Raw genomic sequence first — 21,189 nt, 5'->3', positions numbered from 1 at the left:
ATACGTCAAAGATCTTTTTTTACCCCTTACGGAGTTTATCGTGGAGAATAACGGATTCGAACCGTTGACCCTCTGCGTGCAAAGCAGATGCTCTAGCCAGCTGAGCTAATCCCCCGTTTTTCAACTGGTAGTCCCAGGCAGAGTTGAACTGCCGACCTCTACATTATCAGTGTAGCGCTCTAACCAACTGAGCTATAGGACTGTCAACCGTTATGTGCCTGAAATTTTCATCTCAGCATCATCTTTCTCTCTATATACTGGTCTTTCCAGTTTAAGATCATATATATATACATATTCAACCGTAGTACCAGAGAGCTACATACCTCATCGGACTTAATCTAGAGATTCCAGCTCCAGAAAGGAGGTGTTCCAGCCGCACCTTCCGGTACGGCTACCTTGTTACGACTTAGCCCCAGTCACCAGTTTTACCCTAGGCCGATCCTTGCGGTTACGGACTTCAGGTACCCCCGGCTCCCATGGCTTGACGGGCGGTGTGTACAAGGCCCGGGAACGTATTCACCGCGCCATGGCTGATGCGCGATTACTAGCGAATCCAGCTTCACGGAGTCGAGTTGCAGACTCCGATCCGAACTGAGACATGGTTTGGAGATTAGCATCCTGTCGCCAGGTAGCTGCCCTTTGTCCATGCCATTGTAACACGTGTGTCGCCCCGGATGTAAGGGCCGTGCTGATTTGACGTCATCCCCACCTTCCTCACAGCTTACGCTGGCAGTCTCACCAGAGTCCTCAGCTTCACCTGTTAGTAACTAGTGATAAGGGTTGCGCTCGTTATGGCACTTAAGCCGACACCTCACGGCACGAGCTGACGACAACCATGCAGCACCTCGTAATCTGCTATTGCTAGAAGGAGTGTTTCCACTCCGGTCAGACTACGTTCAAACCCGGGTAAGGTTCCTCGCGTATCATCGAATTAAACCACATGTTCCTCCGCTTGTGCGGGCCCCCGTCAATTCCTTTGAGTTTCACCGTTGCCGGCGTACTCCCCAGGTGGATTACTTAACGCTTTCGCTGTAGAGCTTACATTGTATCGCAAACTCCTAGTAATCATCGTTTACTGCGTGGACTACCAGGGTATCTAATCCTGTTTGATCCCCACGCTTTCGTGCTTCAGTGTCAGTTATGGTTTAGTAAGCTGCCTTCGCAATCGGAGTTCTGCGTGATATCTATGCATTTCACCGCTACACCACGCATTCCGCCTACCTCAAACACACTCAAGTAACCCAGTTTCAACGGCAATTTTATGGTTGAGCCACAAACTTTCACCGCTGACTTAAATCACCACCTACGCACCCTTTAAACCCAATAAATCCGGATAACGCTCGCATCCTCCGTATTACCGCGGCTGCTGGCACGGAGTTAGCCGATGCTTATTCATAGGGTACATACAAAAAAGGACACGTCCTCCACTTTATTCCCCTATAAAAGAAGTTTACAAACCATAGATCCTTCTTCCTTCACGCGACTTGGCTGGTTCAGCCTCTCGGCCATTGACCAATATTCCTCACTGCTGCCTCCCGTAGGAGTTTGGTCCGTGTCTCAGTACCAATGTGGGGGACCTTCCTCTCAGAACCCCTATCCATCGTCGGTTTGGTGGGCCGTTACCCCGCCAACTGCCTAATGGAACGCATGCCTATCTATCAGCGATGAATCTTTAACAAATATTCCCATGCGGGACCCCTGTTTTATGGGGTATTAATCCGACTTTCGCCGGGCTATCCCCCTCTGATAGGTAAGTTGCATACGCGTTACTCACCCGTGCGCCGGTCGCCATCAATCTGTATTGCTACAAATCATGCTGCCCCTCGACTTGCATGTGTTAAGCCTGTCGCTAGCGTTCATCCTGAGCCAGGATCAAACTCTTCGTTGTTGATTTTGTTTATACCTTTTGCTCAGAATCTCTATCTGTCTATGTAGTCTTGACGGTATGTCAGTATTCCTACTACGTCTCTTGTACTACTTGTTGATATGTAATGCTTTCAAAGAACTTGCGCTATCGTTTCGATTGCGGCTGCAAAGGTAAGAACTTTTTTCTAACTGACAAACTTTTCAAGGAAAATTTTGAAAGTTTTTTTTCAAAGCCCCCGGATGGTCGGATATTCGCTTAGCCTAGCTAACCTCATCCTCGCTATCACTGAAACTACCCCATCATCATGTTAACTGCCGACCTTCTCGCTCGAATGCGGGTGCAAAAGTAATTCTTCTAATACAAACTTCCAAATGGTTTGAAAACTTTTTTTTCGTTACGCTCTGGATACATAATACTCTATTTTAAGGTACGAAAGAAAAAATATTGGGATATTATCATGATAAAAAGGAAAATAAACAGCTGAGTTATTTTGCCATTTGCCTCAACTATTGCATACATAAGTTCTTCTATCACAACCAACTTTCCCGCATCATTCACCATTTGTCCCTGTAAAAGTCCTTTCAGAGTTGCCGGCCAGTTAGCATTAGCTGATAAAGTCGTCAATGCCGTGAAAAGCGGGGCAATCCGTAAGTTTGTCGTCATGGCCGGATGCGACGGGCGCATGAAAAAACGTAACTACTATACCGAATTTGCCGAACAATTGCCGGATGACTGCGTGATTCTGACAGCAGGTTTCGCCAAGTACCGATACAACAAACTGTCGTTAGGAGATATCAACGGCATTCCCCGCGTACTGGATACCGGACAATGCAACGACAGCTATTCACTAGCATTGACCGCCATGAAACTACAGGATGTATTCGGGTTGGAAGGAATGTAGCCAAAGTCCTGGTCGAAAATTTCGGGATCGACACCATACAAACTCCGGAAAAAGATATAGAACAGTTCATCATAGCATAAGATTCTCAAATTGTTTTGGATATCCACAACCAAACGTATACTTTTGTAGTTATAACATAAAAAGGTTAAATTATGAAGAAGATTCTACAAGAGTTCAAACAATTCGCCATGCGAGGCAACGTGATCGACATGGCTGTGGGTATCATTATCGGCGGTGCTTTTGGTAAAATCGTATCATCTGTCGTCGGTGACATTATCATGCCTGCCATCGGCCTGCTGATCGGAGGCGTAAACTTCACCGATTTAAAGATCGTACTGAAACAAGCTGTAATGGACGGTGACAAAGTTGTCTCGCCAGCTGTTTCCATCAACTATGGAAACTTTTTGCAGGTGACTTTCGATTTCATCATTATCGCATTTTCTATTTTTATGTTAGTAAAAGGGATCAATGCCTTGAACAAGAAAAAAGAAGAAGCACCGGCAGCTCCGGCTCCTCCTCCAGCCGATATACAGTTGCTTACCGAGATACGTGATTTGTTGAAAGACAAAAAATAAGACGATATCAAAACACCTTTGTATCACGCTCTTTTAGGCACGGATTAAATTCCGTGCCTAAATCATGTCGATTAGTCAGCAGGATATTGTTTCGACATCTCCTTCCGCCAACCTATATCAATCAATAAGATAATATCTCAAGCCCCGTTTCCGTCATCAGGAACGTATGTTCCCATTGAGCGGAAGGCAGTTCATCTTCGGTAACGACTGTCCATCCGTCTTCTTCGTCAATAAAGACCTGCCAAGTTCCCATGTTGATCATCGGTTCGATCGTGAATACCATACCTGGAACCAGAAGCATCCCTGTCCCCTTTCGTCCGAAATGGCAGACCTCCGGTTCTTCATGGAACTCCAATCCGACACCATGACCGCATAAATCACGGACGACAGAATACCCGTTCTTCTCCGCATGGCGTTGGATGGCATTGCCGATATCACCGACAAAACCGAACGGTTTCGCCGCCTGCATACCGATTTCAAGACACTCTTTCGTCACCCGCACCAGCTTTTCCTTTTCAGGGGTCGTTTTACCTATAATAAACATACGGGAAGCATCCGAGTAATACCCGTCCAAGATAGTCGAAACATCTACATTGATAATATCCCCCTCTTCCAATATCTCATCTTCACTGGGAATACCGTGGCAGACCACCTCGTTGACAGAAGTGCAGACACTTTTCGGAAACCCTTCATAATTCAGAGGCGCCGGAATAGCCCCGTGCGAAACGGTATAATCATATACCAACTTATCGATCTCGGCAGTAGACATACCGGCCTTGATCTCTCTTGCAACCAAATCGAGCACCCCGGTATTCACCACACTGCTCCGGCGGATGCCTTCGATCTGTTCTGCTGTCTTGATCAGTTTGCGTGGCGGCACCAGGTGGCCTTTATTCTGATAGTAAAGCACTTTTTTGTCTAATTCGGTAAGAGGCTGTCCTTTGATGATGTGCCAATTGTTTTTTATTCTTCTGCTATGCATGGCTTTGTTTATTTATCCATACAAAAGTAGCAGTTATCGGGCATTATCCAGATACTTTTCCTTGAATATATTGAAACAAAGTATAAAGATCGAAATCAGGAGCGGCCCAAAGATAATCCCCATAAAACCGAATAGAGACAAGCCGATGATCACACCGAATATGGTAATGAGCGGATGAGTATCCGCCATTTTTTTCTGCAAGATAAAACGAATCAGGTTATCCACATTCGTAATGATAATCAAAGCATAAGCCGTCAGTCCGGCAGCATTCACCCAATCTCCTGTCAACGTCATATAAAGAGCCAGCGGCAACCAGACCAACGCTGTACCCACAACCGGAATGATCGTGGCAAAACAGGTCAGAAAGCCGAAAAGGAAAGGACTCGGCACATCGAATATCCAATATCCGAGCAAAGCGATCAGCCCTTGGATGATGGCCAGCAACGGAATTCCGATTGCGTTGGAGGTGACGATCATATTGATCTCGTTCAAGACGTTTTTCTTATTCTCGTCACTAAAAGGCAAAATGCTGTAGACATACTTTTCCATCTTGGCACCACCAATCAGCATGAAATAAAGTATCAGCACCAGTACGGCCACATTGATGGCGAAACCGCTGATTCCTCCCATCAACACCTGCCCTATCTTCGGGAGAATGGAGACAGCAGACATGATATTGGAGGTATCGAGCACGTCGTATCCGGTCCGTTGCTCGATCAGGTTCGCAATATGTTCCGCCGACTTGACCAATTGGGTCGGGTCCAGATTGAAATTTTGCAGTTTGTTGATAAATAACCAGACAGCCAGCGAAAGCGGTATCAAAAAACAGAGGATCGTTTCCAGCAACAGGATTACAGCAACGAAGCTACGCCGCAAATGTTTCTTTTCGGTCAGATACAACATTTGTTTCCTGACCAATATATAAATGGTACAAGCGCCCAAGATACCTCCCAGAAAAGGGATGAATTCCACAAAAAGAATCGTCCCCAGCACTACGATAATCGTAACCAGAGAGTATTTCCAGTATTGTTCCTTTACATTCATTTTGTTATTTTGCATTATTATACAATGTATATATAAATAACAATACAGGAGAGCGGTTGTTTATCGTCTTCTGTCAATACAGGCTGAAATCGGAAGGCTTGATAACGAAGCCTATCCTTATCATGCTTTTGAACTTATTATATTCCAATAGATTTTCCCCATAGCCATTGTAATATTGCAGGAAGAAATATTGATTCTCATTATTGTTAAATTTGTAACTCAATTCGACCTGTGTGTTAAAGCTGGTCCAAGTCTTACGCTTCGTCAGGATCACACCACAATTAAAACGGCGGTTGTCGGTCCGGTAATTGGCGGCGACCTGAAAGATCCCGTTATATTTCAGCAGGTCTTTATTATTCTCACCATCCACAATCGGTATCCAGGTCTTGAACTGTGCCTCCCAATTCGGCGAAAGGGTGATCGCAACCGCAAAAGTGACTTTATTCCAACTGCGGGAAGCGGTGCTGTCTTTCCCGTTCGATTCATGTTCGAGCATAAGATACCCTTTACCTATATATTTATTATGGTAAACGATCAGATGCCCCAGACCGATACCAGGATTAAAATTAAGATCCTTCATGGGCAACGATTCCTGAAAGACATTCCAAAAAGCCTTCTGAGTGTACTGGATAAACAGATAAGTATCGAACGGCAATTTGCTTTTTGTCAGTCGTTGGGCGATACTCAACTGAAACTTCACGTCCGAATTGGCGGCAGTCGGTTTATGTCCGAGAGTTGTCCCTCCCACGAAGTAATTGTCCTTGAACAGGGTGAAATACGGCATCTTGTCCAAAATGCCGCGGATACTGTCGGCGTTATAAGCATTCGCCACGATCCTTTCCCCGATAGTTTCTCCTTTTTTTTCCTGTGCCGAGAGGGTACAGACCATCACAGACAGAAACAGAAGCATCACGATCCTTTTCATAAAACGCATCAAGTTTATTGAGTCGATAAAAACCTTAGCAAAGATATACGAATCAATGAATGATAATTCGCCTCTTTAGCACCTATATTGGTCATTTCGTTATCATTCTTTTAAATAAAACCAATTACAGAATGGTTAGTTCATTTTTATTTATCTTTGCAGGCATGGAAAAGATATACAACTATTACCAAGATATTGTCACGGCTTACACCCGCAGGGCCGATAACCTGAAGAAAAAAATTCATTTGCTCGGAAGCATCCGTTTGTTGTTGGTCGCCGGTCTGATCGCCATGGTCTGGTTCTTCAAATCCGAAGACTGGAAAGTGCTGGCCGGGATCGCCGTCTTGTTTACTATCCCGTTTATCGCTCTAATGGTCTGGCACACCAAGCTCTTCGCCCGGAAATGTTACGCCGAAGCACTGGCGAACCTGTGCAAAAACGAACTGAACGGGTTGGATTACGATTTCAGTGCGTTCGACGGAGCACCGGAAAAAAGTTCCGCAGAACATTCGTTCAGCCTTGATCTGGATTTGTTCGGAAACCATTCGCTTTTCCAGTCCGTCAACCGCACGGTTACTTTTATGGGAAAAGAGAAGCTGGCCGGCTGGTTTATGCAACCACTCACCGACAAGGCTATGATATTAAGACGCCAGGAAGCGATCCGCGAACTGGAATCGTTCACACAGCTCCGGCAACATTTCTATGTGACAGGCATTCTGCATCCGGGAAACAAGGACGACCAACAACTTATTTCTCTATTGAGTAAAGCGGCTCCCTGCTTGATCAACAATAAAATATGGAAACTGCTCATCTGTCTGATCCCTTCCATCTGGGTATTGGTCGCGATAGGATGTGCACTGAACCTGCTCCCGGTATCGATAGCCGGCATGTTCTTCGGATTGTCTTTCATTATCGCTTATCTCAATGCGAAGCAGATCGCTACGGTACACAATTCTTTGGACAGAATGGAGCAAATATTGCAGACTTATTCCAAGCTGATCAAATGTATCGAAGGTGAAAACTTTCAATCCGCCGAGCTCGCCGATATCCACAACCGGTTTGCAAGCGACGGGCAAACGGCCTCTTCAATCATCAAAAAACTCTCCGGACATATCGGTGCGCTGAACCAACGTTTCAGTGCAATCGGCGTCATACTGAATATTTTCACTTTGCGCGATACCCGCATGGCGATAAAGCTGGAAAAATGGAAGATAGAGCATGGAGAGGATACGGAACGTTGGTTCGAAGCATTGGCTTTGTTCGATGCTTACTGTTCGCTGGGTGGATTTGCCTTCAATCACCCGGAATACATTTATCCTGAGATAGCAGACGTATATTTCAAAATGGAAGGCAAAGCGCTCGGACATCCGTTACTGCGCCGGGACATATGCGTAAAGAATGACATCGAGATCCGGAAAAGTCCCTGGTTCCTGATTATTACGGGAGCGAATATGGCAGGAAAAAGCACTTACCTGCGTACCATCGGCGTCAACTATCTGCTCGGCTGTATCGGTGCTCCGGTTTGTGCGGCGTCTCTGACTTTATATCCGGCCCGGATGGTGACCAGCCTGCGTACTTCCGATTCTCTTGCAAGCAATGAGTCTTATTTCTTTGCCGAACTGAAACGGCTGAAGATGATTATCGATCGCTTGCAACAGGGCGAACAGCTATTCATCATTTTAGATGAAATCCTGAAAGGGACCAATTCGATCGACAAACAAAAAGGTTCCCTTGCTTTGATGAAACAGCTGGTAGCGAATCAGGCTTGCGGTATCATTGCCACACACGATCTGGCGTTAGGCGAACTTGAAAAGGAATTCCCGAACCAGATCAAGAATTATCGTTTTGAGGCCGATATCCAAGACAACGAACTGACATTTTCCTACCAACTCAGAGAAGGGATAGCCCAAAATATGAATGCCTGCTTCTTGATGAAGAAGATGGGGATAACGGTATAACATGCCTATACCGAAGAAATTTTATGGCCCACCCTAATCATTCAGGACAAAGACAATGATAAGACATGTCACCAAAACAGACAATAACCCTTATTGGGACTTTTGGCAGATGAATGTTGGTAGTAAAAGTGGCTTCACCGTTTGCGTTTGCCTTCATCAGGGATAAAGTCGGCCTCGGAAGGTCCTATTTAAAAGACAATTGCCATGCTACTGTTATCAAACAGCCAGCCCACAGACCTTTTGCCTTTAGTCGAAAACCTTTTCGCCCTTGGTCAAAAGCCCTTTCGACACTGGTCAAAAACCTTTTCGACTAAGGGCGAAAAGCAAAGGAGTGGTAGTAATGCTGTTAATACCTGTGTATTTGTTGATTAATTAATATTGTAGTGTCCTTGTTTTTCTCTTAAATATATAGAGGTAAAACGGGGAGGCATGGCCAATCTAAATCAGGACAAGACATATCATGGTGACAAATCATTTCTTTACCCTGTACTTCTCTATCTCCGGTAAATGCTGCTTAATCTCATTAATACGGGTGGCATCACTGGGGTGCGTGCTCATAAATTCAGGAGTGGAGCCGGATTTGCCGGCTGACATTTTTTGCCAGAAGTTGACGGCGACTGCGGGATTATAGCCGGCCATTGCCATAAAGACCAGTCCCATATAATCCGCCTCGGATTCGTGTTTGCGTGAGAATGGCAACATAACACCGTATTGAGCGCCCAAGCCATAAACGGAAGCACCGATCTTCTGGACAGCAGCCGACTTATTACTTAACGCCTGCCCCAATATCTGCGCACCGTATTGTGCCATCAACTGCTGACTCATACGCTCGTTGCTGTGTTTGGCTACGGCATGCGCCACTTCATGACCGACCACGACGGCCAATTCATCGTCCGACGAAACCAACTGCATCAGTCCTTCATAGACAACGATTTTACCCCCCGGCATGCAAAACGCGTTGACCTGCGGATCGTTCACCAAGTTAAACTCCCATGCAAAATTCTTGATTTCGCTCTCCAACCCGTTGTTTCTCAGATATTGTTCAGTAGCGGCCGCTATCTTTTTACCAACACGTGTCACCATAGCGGCACCGTCTTTCGATGATGATTTCTTAGCCGATTTCATATAATCAGAATATTGGGTCAGGCTGGACGACAGCACTTCCTGATCCGAAACAAGCAAAACCTGCTTTCTTCCGGTCAACGGGACACTTCCGCAACTGCTTAGCAACAGCAACATGGCGACGAATAAACTTGTAATCTTCTTCATTTTTTATCCTTTATTTATACTATTTGCAAAATTATGATTTCTCTTCATAATAAACAATTCGTAAAGGCTTTTTGCTCAAGAGATAAAGAATATGAAGATTTATACAAAAAAAGAAGGCACACTTGTATAATTATTCAATTATACTCTTTATATTTGCAGCCTTGTTGCATAAATATACAAGTATGAGTACAAAAAAAGAACGATTGGATGCCATCTGCCGCATTATACAGACAGAGAAAATAGGAAATCAGGAAGAGCTGCTTAAACAGTTGGAAAATAGCGGATTCCAGGTTACCCAAGCGACCCTGTCACGCGACATAAAGCAACTGAAAGTCATCAAAGTACATGACGGGGACGGAAATTATGTATATCGCCTGCCCGATTATTCAGCACTTATGCAACCAGTGAAAGAGCAAACGCAGTATCATCCCAACATCGAGTTTTCGGGTAATCTGGCCGTTGTCAAGACCCGCCCGGGATATGCAATGGGGATTGCTTCGGATATCGATACGCATGCGCCCTGTGAAATACTGGGCACGATTGCCGGAGACGACACGATCCTGATCATCCCGCGCGAAGGGATCAGCCGGGACAAGATCGTAAAAGCATTGGCTCATTTTATATAATATATATATAATGTATAGGGAACTGATCGTTTGTTCCCACTAACAACAGAAGATAAAAGAACAAACATAAAAATGGAACAAGAAAGAAAAATTGATGTGATGATCGCTGAAGCCTGTCACGAGGAATATGTAGATATCATCCTCGACACGATCGAAGCCGCCGCCAAAGTGCGCGGAACCGGTATCGCCAAGCGTACACATGAATACGTTGCCCAAAAGATGAAGGAAGGAAAAGCCGTCATTGCTTTAGAAGGTAACAAATTTGCAGGTTTCAGCTATATCGAGTCTTGGGGTAACAAACAATATGTGACCACCTCCGGCCTGATCGTGCATCCCGACTTTCGAGGATTGGGCATTGCCAAAAGAATCAAGGAGATGACCTTCCAGCTGGCCCGTATGCGCTGGCCTCACGCCAAGATTTTTAGTCTGACTTCGGGTGCTGCCGTCATGAAAATGAATACGGAATTAGGATATGTGCCGGTTACCTTTGCCGACCTGACGGACGACGAGGCTTTCTGGAGAGGTTGCGAAGGCTGTGTCAACCACGATATCCTCGAACGTACCGGCCGCCGTTACTGCATCTGTACCGGAATGCTCTTCGATCCGGACGATCCTCATCGGGCCGAGAGAGAGGCGAGGGAAATTAAGAATTAAAAATTAAGAATTAAAAAATTAAGATCAATACAGGTATACAAAATGAAGAAAAAAGTAGTAGTCGCATTTAGCGGAGGATTGGATACATCTTTTACTGTTATGTATCTGGCCAAGGAAAAAGGATATGAAGTGTATGCAGCTTGTGCCAACACAGGCGGTTTCAGCGAAGAACAGTTGAAACAAAACGAAGAAAACGCCTATAAGTTAGGGGCAACTAAATATGTGACAATTGACGTAACAAAAGAATATTATGAAAAGAGCCTGAAATATATGGTCTTCGGAAATGTACTCCGTAACGGTACTTATCCGATCTCCGTCAGTTCGGAACGTATTTTTCAGGCGTTGGCAATCGCCCGCTATGCAAACGAGATCGGTGCTGATGCGATCGCCCACGGTTCCACAGGAGCCGGAAACGACCAGATCCGCTTCGACATGACATTCTTGGTGCTGGCTCCGAATGTCGAGATCATCACGCTGACACGCGATATGGCATTGAGCCGCGACTACGAAATCAACTATCTGAAAGAACATGGCTTCGAAGCAGACTTCACGAAACTGAAATATTCCTACAATGTAGGTTTGTGGGGAACTTCCATCTGCGGCGGCGAAATTCTCGACTCCACACAAGGTCTGCCGGAAAGTGCTTATTTGAAACAAGTGACAAAGACTGGCAGCGAAGAACTTCGTCTTGAATTCAAAAACGGTGAAATCCATGCTGTGAACGGTAAAGTATTCGAAGACAAAATCGCTGCCATCCAAAAGGTGGAAGAAATCGGTGCAGCATACGGTATCGGCCGTGACATGCATGTGGGAGATACGATCATCGGCATCAAAGGACGTGTAGGATTTGAAGCAGCCGCTCCAATGCTGATTATCGGCGCTCATCGCTTCCTCGAAAAATATACGCTTAGCAAATGGCAGCAATACTGGAAAGACCAGGTTGCCAACTGGTATGGAATGTTCCTCCACGAAAGCCAGTATCTCGAACCGGTTATGCGCGACATTGAAGCCATGTTGCAGGAATCACAGCGCAATGTGAACGGTACTGTCATTTTGGAACTTCGCCCGCTTTCGTTCTCGACTGTCGGCGTCGATTCAAAAGACGATCTGGTAAAGACCAAGTTCGGAGAATACGGAGAAATGCAGAAAGGTTGGACAGCCGAAGATGCAAAAGGTTTCATCAAGGTCACTTCCACTCCACTGCGTGTTTATTACAACAACCATAAGGACGAAGAAATATGATCAAAGTCGGGATTATTGGAGGAGCAGGATATACGGCAGGCGAATTGATCCGCTTGCTGCTGAATCATCCGGACGCCGAGATTACATTTGTGAACAGTACGAGCAATGCCGGCAACAAGATCACGGACGTGCATAGCGGACTGTATGGCGAAACAGATTTGATATTTACCGATGAACTGCCGCTGGACCAGATCGACCTCCTTTTCTTCTGTACCGCTCACGGCGATACGAAGAAGTTCATGGAGAGTCATACCGTACCCGAAAACGTGAAGATCATCGATCTCAGTATGGACTACCGCATCGAAAGCCCTGAACACGATTTCGTCTACGGCCTGCCCGAACTGAACCGACGCCGTATCTGCAACGCACAGCATATTGCAAACCCCGGATGTTTTGCCACCTGTATCCAATTAGCTGTTTTACCACTGGCCAAGCATCTGATGCTGAACTCGGATTTGCATGTAAATGCAATCACGGGATCGACAGGAGCTGGAGTCAAACCGTCGTCCACTTCTCATTTCAGCTGGCGAAATGATAACATCTCGATTTACAAACCGTTCACGCATCAGCATCTGGCAGAAATCGGACAGAGTCTACGGCAATTGCAGAACAGCTTCAACAGTATGGTCAACTTTATCCCGGTGAGAGGTAATTTCTCACGAGGTATCTTTGCCACGACTTATCTGGATTGCAAAATCGGACTGGATGAGATCAAGCGTATTTATGAAGAATACTACGCTGATCACTCTTTCACTTTCATCACCGACAAGAACCCGGATCTGAAACAAGTGGTAAATACGAACAAGTGCCTGATCTATCTGTTGAAACAGGAAGACAAGCTGCTGATCGTTTCGATGATAGACAACCTGCTGAAGGGAGCGAGCGGCCAAGCAGTCCACAACATGAACCTCCTCTTCGGCTTGGAAGAGACGGTAGGGTTGCATCTGAAGCCTTCAGCGTTTTAATTAATATACAAATGATGATTTATCGGTGAGCAAACAGGCTAAGCTGCTCTTTATGTCGCAGATTCTCTTTTGCCGTCTGCTTCAGCAGACGGCAAAAGAGAGAACCGGAGTAGACCGGACGGTTAAGGCTTGATCCAAAAGTAACCGATAAATCATCATTTATAAACATTTTTACATTATGAATCTATTCGACGTATATCCATTATTCAATATAGAGATTGTCAAAGGCAAGGGATGTCATGTATGGGATACAGAGGGAAACGAATACCTCGACCTGTATGGCGGACATGCCGTAATCTCGGTCGGCCATAGCCATCCTACTTATGTAAAGGCTATCACCGAACAAGTAAACAAGTTAGGATTCTATTCCAACTCCGTCATCAACAGTCTCCAACAGAAATTGGCAGACAAATTGGGTAAGGCATCCGGTTATGACGACTATTCGCTCTTCTTGATCAACTCAGGAGCCGAAGCCAATGAAAATGCTTTGAAATTAGCCTCTTTCCACAACGGAAAGAAACGTGTGATTGCTTTCAAACATGCCTTCCACGGACGTACGTCTGCTGCCGTACGCGTGACAGACAATCCGAAAATCATCGCTCCGGTAAATGAGGATCTCGCCGTAACCTATCTACCTCTGAATGACGCGACAGCAGTAGAAGCCGAATTGCAGAAGGGGGACGTTTCTTCGGTTATTATCGAAGGTATTCAAGGCGTGGGCGGCATCCAGTTGCCAACCGATTCCTTTATGCAGGAACTGCGCGCCTTGTGTACGAAATATGAAGCCTGCCTGATTCTTGATGAAATCCAGTCGGGATACGGACGCAGCGGTAAGTTCTTCGCCCACCAGTATGCCGGAATCAAACCGGACCTGATTTCGGTGGCAAAAGGTATCGGCAACGGTTTCCCTATGAGCGGATTGCTGATCAGCCCGATGTTCAAACCAGTATACGGGATGTTAGGCACAACTTTCGGAGGCAATCATTTAGCTTGTGCGGCCGCCATTGCCGTACTGGAGATCATGGAAGAAGAAAAGCTGATCGACAATGCGCGGGAAGTAGGAGCTTACCTGTTGGATGAATTGCATAAGCTACCGGGAATTAAAGAGATTCGCGGACGTGGTCTGATGATCGGTATCGAGTTCGAAGAATCGATCAAGGAAGTACGCAGCAAGTTGCTGTTCGAAGAGAAGGTATTTACGGGAGTAGCCGGAACCAACACGATCCGTCTGTTGCCGCCACTCTGTCTGAGCATGGACGAGGCAAAGGAATTCATCGTACGATTCCGCAAGGTGCTGAATGCTTAAAAAAGAAGACGGTTTGCCAACCATCGCTATACAGCTTAATTGTTTCTTTATATAAATAAGATCCACCATCGGAGCTTCCGGTTGGTGGATCTTTGATTTTTTGGGAGGACAATAACTGATAAATCAGCAGTTACATTCTTCATCCAATCAATCGAACTTCTCTATCGTATAGGTGAAGATCAAGGTTGAACCAGCAGGAATCCCTCTGTAATCATAATAGCCATATCCCAAGTTAGCTGGGATAATCGCCTCAACCCGTTCGCCAATAGTATTATTCAACAATATTGCTCCCAACCCCGGTACAACGCCAGCAGGAGTAAGCGTCATCGTCATCTCCTTCTGGAAATTCTGGCCGCTGATAAAATCACCTTTCAAGATCATTGTTACAGGAGTCTGGCTCGTCGGGCATTGCGTTTCCTCTCCTTCCTTACCCAAAACACGATACAAGGCGGTGTCGCCGCCTAAAACGACCTGCTTGTAAAGCAGCTCCCCATCGTCTCCCTTCAATACTTTCTTTTCGCGGATGAACTCAAGGTTCTTCTCGAAATAGGCAATCTGTTCGGCAGAGAAGCCTTTGTCATCATCCCCACAGGCGGTAAACCCGACTACCATCGCCATCATCAGGCTGATTACGGCATAAATAGATCTCTTCATTTGTACTTCAGTCTTTTATTGTTTTGAAGGCGCAAAGATAGCATACAAAGCAATACGGTACAAACGGGACGGTCAATTCACCACAAAAGTATAGCTGCCGGAACCGATCTTCCCGGCATAAAGGAACGGCTCGCCCTTCACGCGGGAGACTTTCACCGGAGCACCATTATTCGTCACGGTGTATTTACCGCGCGGAAGCGGAAGATACACTTCAGCATCCATATTGGCAGGAATCGTCACCTTCAGAATATAGGCGTCCGCCTTATTCTCCACCTCCATACGGATCGCCCCCCGGATCGTCGGAATCGTTGCCTCCGCCCATTCGAGCGAAGCAAGCTGCGGTTTGATACGGGCAGTGCCGAAACCGGGCGTAAGAGGCTCCACTCCCATCAGGCGACGCGGGATGATATTGGCAGGAGCCGCTCCCCAGGCATGGTTCCAGTCTTGGTTTGGCTTGTACTTGTTGTCCCAGGCTTCAAGCGAAATAGTCGAGCCGACACGGATCATATTATACCAACTGCGGTCGTCCGTCTTGGTCAACATATGCAAAGCATATTCGGCATCATTCGCTTCATAGAGGGCGTCCATCAGGAATTGCGAGCCATAGACGCTGCAAGCCATCCCGCGGGTTTGGATAAAATCGACGACATTTTGCTTCTTTCCGGCCGGAACCAGATCGAACGCCAACGGGAACATATTGCCATGTAGGGAAGCATGGTCGGTGTCGGCAGCAAGACCATCCGTGAAATACCCCTTGCGAACATCAAAGAACGAACGGATGAACCGTTTTTTGAAAGCGTCCGATTCGGATGCATAAAAAGCGACATCATCCTGCTTACCCAATGCACCGGCAATACCTTCCATCTGCTTCAAAGCCGCGTAATGCCAGGCGTTCGTCACTACATTATAATCGGTAAAAGCAAATCCGTCGTCTTCTCCCCCTTGCTTCTTTCCCAAACCAAGTATTCCGGTATGCGGCCAGTCCACGATATCCCGTATCTGTCCCTTAAAACGGATCGAACGAAGGAAATCGTCCGTCTGCAATCCGGTCGTCGTGCTGATCAACCCGTTCTTCTCGCGGAGAGCCATCAAGATACGCGGTTTCAGCAATTCGTAACTGGATTCGAGCGAACGGCTATCGCCCGTATACAGATAATCGTACCAGGCTATCGACAACGCCTGCAAAATCCATTCGGTCGGCCATGTCGGATGTTGCAGCAGGTATTCATGCGAGCGGCGGGCAATCGCGTATTCGCGGTCCACCCCATAATGGCAAAGCTGGTTGATCAGGGCATCCGCCTCATAAGGAATACGTTCGCGGTCGCCATCTACATAAATCCCGGAGAATGAAGTAGCGCGGACAGAATATTTGCACAATTCCCAGATCTGATTCAACGTATCGTTGGAACAACGGAAAGAAGAAGCTGTCTCGTCAAAAGGATAATGCACCGTCTCGCGGACAACCGAGGCTGGTGACAGAGGAGCCTCATAGCCTTCGATCTCACAATAGCGGAAAGGGACGACTTCTCCCACATAAGCAGGCATCAACACGGCAGCCGATCCGGTATTCCGTTTATCTTTCTTGATCTTGATCCGGTATGTGTTCGTCCCCTTCAACAAAGCCAGCGGATAGCGGCGATAACGAATTGTCGATTTACCCGGATCACGCAGGATGCGTCCTCCTTCGAGACATTCCCCTAAATGCACGACCACCGAATCGCGCGTACCATCGGATGCCAACGTCAGCACCAACTGCCCGAAAGCATCTTTCCCGAAGTCGACAAGGCGCGTACCGGGACGGATTTCCGTTATTCCGACCGGAAACTCCATCGTCTTCACCTGTGGGTAGTAGGCTGTTTCATATTCGGACAGGCGGTCAGCAGTGCGAAAAGCCTTCACTTCGGACCATTCGCTTTCCCCCTCGGTATTGGTCACCGTCTTTACCCGCCAGAAATAGGATTTACCCGGTTCCAATGCTTCACCGGCGTAACGGACAGCTACGGACCGATCGCTCCCGACCACCCCGCTGTCCCACAGATTACCTCTTCCAGAAGCAGCATCTTCACGGTTATCGGCCACGATCACGCGATAAGCGGTTTGTCGTGTTCCTCCGGTTTCGCCCGGTACGATCCAAGAAAAGGCGGGATGTGATGAACGGATGGCGGCATATTGCAACGGTTCGATCGCCTCTTCGAGCTGCCAGACCGGAAGATTCGACGCGTATCCGTTCTGCCACGTCTGCCCGGTATGTTCAATCAGGTCAGTCATCAGCCCAAAAGGTTTCTTGTCGGCAGCCTGCAGGCAAAGAGCCGAAAAGGCGAAAGAGACTAATAAGGTAAGGCGGTTCAGTAATGTACTCATGGTATTTTTCTTTTTTTCGTAATTCGGGGATAAAGATAGAGCGAGTAAGAGATTCATCCCCTCATATATCTGACATTTTTCTTTTGAAAAATGCACAAAAAACAGGCTGGCTTATAAATGCTGCACAAGCTATTTCCTCGTTTTGACCATTAGGGACAAAAGAACCATCCGACGTACAGAAGTGGCAGATTTACCTTCTCTTTGTGCAATCTCGTAGATACTTTCCCCCTTCAGGAAAGAGGTAACGATGTGACGGGTTTTCTCACCGCGAACAGAAGCGACCAGCTCCTTCGTTATTTTTTCATATAAAGGGTTCATGCTGTTCAAAGAGCGGATGATGAAGAGGACCTGTTCGTTCTTTTCGATCTCGGCATAGAGTTGACGCTGGATTTCGATATTTTCATTTATCAATTCATCTCTCTGCTTGTTCATCCCAACCAGCTCACTATGCAACCATCTCTCTTCACGTTTCAACAACGCCTCATTCTCCTGCAACCGACTTTTCCGCCGCTCGTATTCGAATTCCTGTTCCATCAGCCTTTCATAGGCATCCTTTATTTTATTATCTTTCAGTTCTTCCTCCCATCTTTTCAAATTAGAGATCTGCTCTAAGACTAATTTCTTATTCTTTATCAAATAGTAGAATCGGGGATAAAGTTCTTCTACCATTTTTTTATTCGTTTCAAACTTTTCTTCTTTTTCCTTTAAGCTCTTCTCTGCTTTCATTATCTTGTCAAACATTTTATCCACGTACTCGATATTAGCATACTGGTATTCCATTTTAGCCTTTTCTTTCCTAAACAACTCCGCCATGCCTTTCAGGCTTGGCTCGGTAAATTCGAAAGTGACCCGGAACGCTTTCTCAAGTTCATCGACAATGCCAGTCACGGTATCGAAAACATCGTTTTTGCCTTCATGCAAGGAGTAATAAACGTCAAGCCGCTTCTTAAGGTGAATGCTCTCTTGATAAAAAAACTCGTTCTTTGCTTCCAAATCGGAAATACACGCCCTTGCTTTCTCCAACTTCAGGTTCAAAGCGTCTACATCCTTCTGAGATGAAGTTTTTCTTTTCCTTAAATATTGAGCGTTCTTCGCTTTCACAAAATTCTCATAAGACTTCTTCAAATCCTTATTTTCATTGAGGAGCTCCGAATACATGCGAAAATACTCATTTCTCTCTGCCTTCGCTCCATCATATAACTTTCTTAAGTTACCATATTCTTCTTTCCCTTCAATATTCATTTTTTTGTAAGAATCCACTTCTTTCTGCTTTAATTCCAGATCCTCACAAAATTTCTTATTTTCATCCAACGCAGACTTCAATAATTCACGAAGCATTTTGTTCTCATCCAAAAGAGATTCATGCTTTTCTCCCAACATATTTTCTTTTATATTTTCTAACATAATCACCGTTTTTTGTTTTTTCATCAAAAGTTCTGCAATTTAACAATTTATTAAAAACATCCACTTACTTTTTTCATTTCCTTTGCTTATCTTATAAAACATTCCGTTCTTTGCACACTAATAATCATAGAAAAACCAATATACATGAAACTAAACAAACTCATTATTCCGGTAGCATGCATCCTGTTGGCCGGAAATGCAAGCATGGCACAGGTAATCATGCCGTGGGAAAACCGGACAGAGACAGACGGCGATCCGTTTGCGAAAGGCGAAACGACCGCCACAAAGGGCAAACTCCACCTCGAAGAAATCATAGGCGGACGGCTCATACAGACAAAAGGAATCGGCGCCATGACGTGGATGAAGGATGGCGAGCGATACAGCCGGATGGAACCAAACGCTGAAACAGGCGGTATGGACATTGTCGCCTACCGCGCCAAAGACAACCGGAGGGAAGTCATCATTCCCTCTTCCATGTTTATCAACAAAGAAACCGGGAAACCAATTGCCATCCGCAGCATCTCTTGGAGCACCGACAACGGGAAGGTCTTAATCTATAACAATACAAAACGGGTATGGCGTTACGACACGAGGGGTGACTACTGGGTACTGACTCTGAAAGACGGGACTTTGCGCCAATTGGGGAAGGGACTGCCCGAATCATCGATGATGTTTGCAAAATTCTCGCCTGACGGAACACGTGTGGCTTTCGTTTCGAACAATAATATATATGTAGAAGATGTCGCTTCCGGCCAGATCACTCAGCTGACCCATGACGGGAGCCAGACGATCGTGAACGGTACATTCGACTGGGTGTATGAAGAAGAATTCGCCTGCCGCGACGGTTTCCGATGGAGCCCGGACGGACAATATATCGCCTACTGGCAAAGCGACACAAAAGGAACGGGGGTGTTCGACATCATCAATAATGTGGATTCCATCTACCCAACCATCTTGCATTTCCCTTATCCGAAGGCAGGCAGCACGAACTCGGCGGTCAAAGTGGGCTATCTTCCGGCAGCCGGGGGAGCGACAACCTGGATAGAGATTCCCGGCGATCCGCGAAACAACTACATTCCCCGTATGGAGTTTATCCCCGGAAGCAACGAACTGTTTATCCAGCAGATGAACCGTCCTCAGAACACGAACAAAGTATGGATCGCCCGCATCGGTAGCCCTACACCTCAAAATATCTTCACCGACACAGATGCAGCATGGCTGGACACGAACGACAATATCCAATGGCTGAAGGACAATACTTGGTTCACCTGGGAGAGCGAACGCAACGGATGGCGCCACCTCTATCGCATCAGCCGGGACGGGAAGGAGATACAGCCGGTTACGAAAGGCGACTTCGACTATATATCGCCGGTCGGGACGGATCTTCAGAAGGGACTGGTATATTTTATCGCTTCACCGGAAAACTATACCCAACGTTATCTCTACAGTGCCGAACTTTTCGGAAAAGGAGAAGTGAAACGGCTCAGTCCGGCAGGACAGCCGGGACAGCATCGTTATAATATGTCGCCTACCGGAAAATGGGCGGTCCATACCTATAGCAATGCGGCAACCCCTTCAATGATCGACATGGTTTCCTTCCCCAAGCATCAGTCTGTAAGGATGATAGAGGACAATGCAAAGGCACGCGAACAATATGCTGCGCTGGGGCTGAACCCGAAAGAGTTCGTCAAAGTGACCTCCGGCAATCTCGAACTGGATGCTTGGATGATCAAACCGGTCAACTTCGATCCGACAAAGAAATACCCCGTCATCATAGAGGTCTATGGCGAACCGGCCAGTTCGACCGTACAGGATGTATGGGGCGGTGGTGATCTCTGGAACCAATATGTCGCCAACCTCGGATATATCGTTGTCAGCATCGACAACCGAGGAGCCAACACTCCGCGCGGCCGCGAATGGCGTAAATGCATCTATGGCGAGGTCGGCACATTCGCATCCGAAGACCAGGCACGAGGCATCCAAGATATGGCACGCCGTTACCCGTTTATCGACGCGGACCGTATCGGCATTACCGGATGGAGCGGCGGCGGAAGCCAGACACTGAACTCTATGTTCCGTTATCCGGACGTCTTCCATACGGGTATCGCCATCGCTTTCGTTGCCGACCAACGCACCTACGACACGATTTATCAGGAACGGTACATGAACACACCCCAAAACAATCCGGAAGGTTACCGAAAAGGTTCTCCTATCACATACGCATCCGGACTGAAAGGGAACCTGCTCCTGATACACGGTACTGGCGACGATAACGTCCACTATCAGAACTGCGAGATGCTGGTCAACGAGCTGGTGAAACATGGCAAGATGTTCAGCCAAGTAAGCTATCCGATGCGCAGCCACGGCATTTACGAACGTCCTGGCACAACCCTGCACTTACGAATGACGATGGCCAAATACTGGCTGGACCATCTGCCCGCCGGCGGTAGATAGTT

The 21,189-nt window shown here is 46.6% G+C and carries 15 protein-coding genes, 2 tRNA genes, 1 rRNA gene and 1 pseudogene; 9 read left to right on the top strand and 10 right to left on the bottom strand.

The window, feature by feature from the left end; all coding sequences use genetic code 11:
- Positions 1-41: 41 nt before the first annotated feature.
- The 3 genes from NQ542_RS00230 to NQ542_RS00220 form a co-directional block, all read right to left on the bottom strand.
- Positions 42-115 (bottom strand) — tRNA-Ala (locus tag NQ542_RS00230).
- Between the two features lie 10 nt (positions 116-125).
- A tRNA-Ile gene (locus NQ542_RS00225) sits at positions 126-202 on the bottom strand.
- Between the two features lie 155 nt (positions 203-357).
- Positions 358-1,888: ribosomal RNA gene (locus tag NQ542_RS00220) — 16S ribosomal RNA — on the bottom strand.
- Between the two features lie 574 nt (positions 1,889-2,462).
- Here NQ542_RS00220 and NQ542_RS00215 point away from each other — a divergent pair.
- Both NQ542_RS00215 and mscL read left to right on the top strand, forming a co-directional pair.
- Positions 2,463-2,848, top strand: a pseudogene (locus NQ542_RS00215) (hydroxylamine reductase); the annotation flags it as partial.
- Positions 2,849-2,920: 72 nt separating this feature from the next.
- Positions 2,921-3,343 carry a large-conductance mechanosensitive channel protein MscL gene (mscL, locus tag NQ542_RS00210; protein WP_005636988.1) on the top strand — a complete coding sequence of 141 codons (423 nt, stop codon included), beginning with the start codon at positions 2,921-2,923 and terminating at the stop codon, positions 3,341-3,343.
- A gap of 121 nt (positions 3,344-3,464) precedes the next feature.
- Here the strand turns inward: mscL and map are convergent, their stop codons facing one another.
- The 3 genes from map to NQ542_RS00195 all read right to left on the bottom strand — a co-directional run bounded on the left by map (position 3,465) and on the right by NQ542_RS00195 (position 6,303).
- Positions 3,465-4,325: a type I methionyl aminopeptidase gene (gene map / locus NQ542_RS00205; protein WP_005636990.1), complete on the bottom strand. Its 861-nt coding sequence runs from the start codon at positions 4,323-4,325 to the stop codon at positions 3,465-3,467.
- 33 nt (positions 4,326-4,358) lie between these two features.
- Positions 4,359-5,369 carry an AI-2E family transporter gene (locus tag NQ542_RS00200; RefSeq protein WP_005648014.1) on the bottom strand — a complete coding sequence of 337 codons (1,011 nt, stop codon included), beginning with the start codon at positions 5,367-5,369 and terminating at the stop codon, positions 4,359-4,361.
- A gap of 73 nt (positions 5,370-5,442) precedes the next feature.
- Positions 5,443-6,303: a phospholipase A gene (locus NQ542_RS00195; RefSeq protein ID WP_005636995.1), complete on the bottom strand. Its 861-nt coding sequence runs from the start codon at positions 6,301-6,303 to the stop codon at positions 5,443-5,445.
- A gap of 155 nt (positions 6,304-6,458) precedes the next feature.
- Between NQ542_RS00195 and NQ542_RS00190 the strand changes: the two genes are divergently transcribed.
- Positions 6,459-8,252: a MutS family DNA mismatch repair protein gene (locus tag NQ542_RS00190; protein WP_036724263.1), complete on the top strand. Its 1,794-nt coding sequence runs from the start codon at positions 6,459-6,461 to the stop codon at positions 8,250-8,252.
- Positions 8,253-8,723: 471 nt separating this feature from the next.
- Here the strand turns inward: NQ542_RS00190 and NQ542_RS00185 are convergent, their stop codons facing one another.
- Positions 8,724-9,521, bottom strand: a complete 798-nt coding sequence (locus tag NQ542_RS00185; RefSeq protein ID WP_005637001.1) for a M48 family metallopeptidase — start codon at positions 9,519-9,521, stop codon at positions 8,724-8,726.
- 182 nt (positions 9,522-9,703) lie between these two features.
- On the opposite strand from NQ542_RS00185, the gene argR reads away from it, so the two are divergent.
- The 5 genes from argR to NQ542_RS00160 all read left to right on the top strand — a co-directional run bounded on the left by argR (position 9,704) and on the right by NQ542_RS00160 (position 14,314).
- On the top strand, positions 9,704-10,147 hold the full coding sequence (argR, locus tag NQ542_RS00180; protein ID WP_005637004.1) for an arginine repressor: 444 nt from the start codon (positions 9,704-9,706) through the stop codon (positions 10,145-10,147).
- 72 nt (positions 10,148-10,219) lie between these two features.
- Positions 10,220-10,801: a GNAT family N-acetyltransferase gene (locus tag NQ542_RS00175; protein WP_005637006.1), complete on the top strand. Its 582-nt coding sequence runs from the start codon at positions 10,220-10,222 to the stop codon at positions 10,799-10,801.
- Between the two features lie 42 nt (positions 10,802-10,843).
- A complete protein-coding gene (locus NQ542_RS00170; protein WP_005637008.1) occupies positions 10,844-12,043 on the top strand; it encodes an argininosuccinate synthase in 1,200 nt (399 codons plus the stop codon).
- Positions 12,040-13,008, top strand: coding sequence for an N-acetyl-gamma-glutamyl-phosphate reductase (argC, locus tag NQ542_RS00165; protein WP_005637011.1), 969 nt, complete (start codon positions 12,040-12,042; stop codon positions 13,006-13,008). Before NQ542_RS00170 ends, argC begins: the two co-directional genes overlap by 4 nt.
- Before the next feature lie 178 nt (positions 13,009-13,186).
- Positions 13,187-14,314, top strand: a complete 1,128-nt coding sequence (locus tag NQ542_RS00160; RefSeq protein WP_005637015.1) for an aspartate aminotransferase family protein — start codon at positions 13,187-13,189, stop codon at positions 14,312-14,314.
- 147 nt (positions 14,315-14,461) lie between these two features.
- Here the strand turns inward: NQ542_RS00160 and NQ542_RS00155 are convergent, their stop codons facing one another.
- From NQ542_RS00155 to NQ542_RS00145, 3 genes are all read right to left on the bottom strand, one after another.
- Entirely contained in the window at positions 14,462-14,968 is a 507-nt protein-coding gene (locus NQ542_RS00155) for an FKBP-type peptidyl-prolyl cis-trans isomerase (RefSeq protein ID WP_005637017.1), read from the bottom strand.
- Between the two features lie 72 nt (positions 14,969-15,040).
- Positions 15,041-17,329 (bottom strand): alpha-L-rhamnosidase-related protein, encoded by a 2,289-nt coding sequence (locus NQ542_RS00150; protein WP_005650410.1) that lies wholly within the window; start codon positions 17,327-17,329, stop codon positions 15,041-15,043.
- Between the two features lie 129 nt (positions 17,330-17,458).
- Entirely contained in the window at positions 17,459-18,733 is a 1,275-nt protein-coding gene (locus NQ542_RS00145; protein WP_227945703.1) for a hypothetical protein, read from the bottom strand.
- A 144-nt stretch (positions 18,734-18,877) separates the two neighbouring features.
- Between NQ542_RS00145 and NQ542_RS00140 the strand changes: the two genes are divergently transcribed.
- The gene (locus NQ542_RS00140; RefSeq protein WP_005637023.1) at positions 18,878-21,187 is read left to right on the top strand and encodes a S9 family peptidase; all 2,310 of its coding nucleotides are present in this window, start codon (positions 18,878-18,880) and stop codon (positions 21,185-21,187) included.
- Positions 21,188-21,189: the final 2 nt, after the last annotated feature.

The sequence above is a fragment of the Parabacteroides merdae ATCC 43184 genome, from assembly GCF_025151215.1.
GTDB classification, from domain to species: domain Bacteria; phylum Bacteroidota; class Bacteroidia; order Bacteroidales; family Tannerellaceae; genus Parabacteroides; species Parabacteroides merdae.
This window is presented reverse-complemented; position numbering and strand designations above follow the sequence as displayed.

What these genes read in the sequence shown, in the direction of transcription:
- NQ542_RS00195 (WP_005636995.1), bottom strand. Translation starts at nt 6,303, where the DNA reads ATGCGTTTTATGAAAAGGATCGTGATGCTTCTGTTTCTGTCTGTGATG.
- NQ542_RS00170 (WP_005637008.1), top strand. Translation starts at nt 10,844, where the DNA reads ATGAAGAAAAAAGTAGTAGTCGCATTTAGCGGAGGATTGGATACATCT.
- NQ542_RS00160 (WP_005637015.1), top strand. Translation starts at nt 13,187, where the DNA reads ATGAATCTATTCGACGTATATCCATTATTCAATATAGAGATTGTCAAA.
- NQ542_RS00175 (WP_005637006.1), top strand. Translation starts at nt 10,220, where the DNA reads ATGGAACAAGAAAGAAAAATTGATGTGATGATCGCTGAAGCCTGTCAC.
- argR (WP_005637004.1), top strand. Translation starts at nt 9,704, where the DNA reads ATGAGTACAAAAAAAGAACGATTGGATGCCATCTGCCGCATTATACAG.
- NQ542_RS00145 (WP_227945703.1), bottom strand. Translation starts at nt 18,733, where the DNA reads ATGTTAGAAAATATAAAAGAAAATATGTTGGGAGAAAAGCATGAATCT.
- NQ542_RS00190 (WP_036724263.1), top strand. Translation starts at nt 6,459, where the DNA reads ATGGAAAAGATATACAACTATTACCAAGATATTGTCACGGCTTACACC.
- NQ542_RS00140 (WP_005637023.1), top strand. Translation starts at nt 18,878, where the DNA reads ATGAAACTAAACAAACTCATTATTCCGGTAGCATGCATCCTGTTGGCC.
- NQ542_RS00155 (WP_005637017.1), bottom strand. Translation starts at nt 14,968, where the DNA reads ATGAAGAGATCTATTTATGCCGTAATCAGCCTGATGATGGCGATGGTA.
- NQ542_RS00185 (WP_005637001.1), bottom strand. Translation starts at nt 9,521, where the DNA reads ATGAAGAAGATTACAAGTTTATTCGTCGCCATGTTGCTGTTGCTAAGC.
- NQ542_RS00200 (WP_005648014.1), bottom strand. Translation starts at nt 5,369, where the DNA reads ATGAATGTAAAGGAACAATACTGGAAATACTCTCTGGTTACGATTATC.
- argC (WP_005637011.1), top strand. Translation starts at nt 12,040, where the DNA reads ATGATCAAAGTCGGGATTATTGGAGGAGCAGGATATACGGCAGGCGAA.
- NQ542_RS00150 (WP_005650410.1), bottom strand. Translation starts at nt 17,329, where the DNA reads ATGAGTACATTACTGAACCGCCTTACCTTATTAGTCTCTTTCGCCTTT.
- map (WP_005636990.1), bottom strand. Translation starts at nt 4,325, where the DNA reads ATGCATAGCAGAAGAATAAAAAACAATTGGCACATCATCAAAGGACAG.
- mscL (WP_005636988.1), top strand. Translation starts at nt 2,921, where the DNA reads ATGAAGAAGATTCTACAAGAGTTCAAACAATTCGCCATGCGAGGCAAC.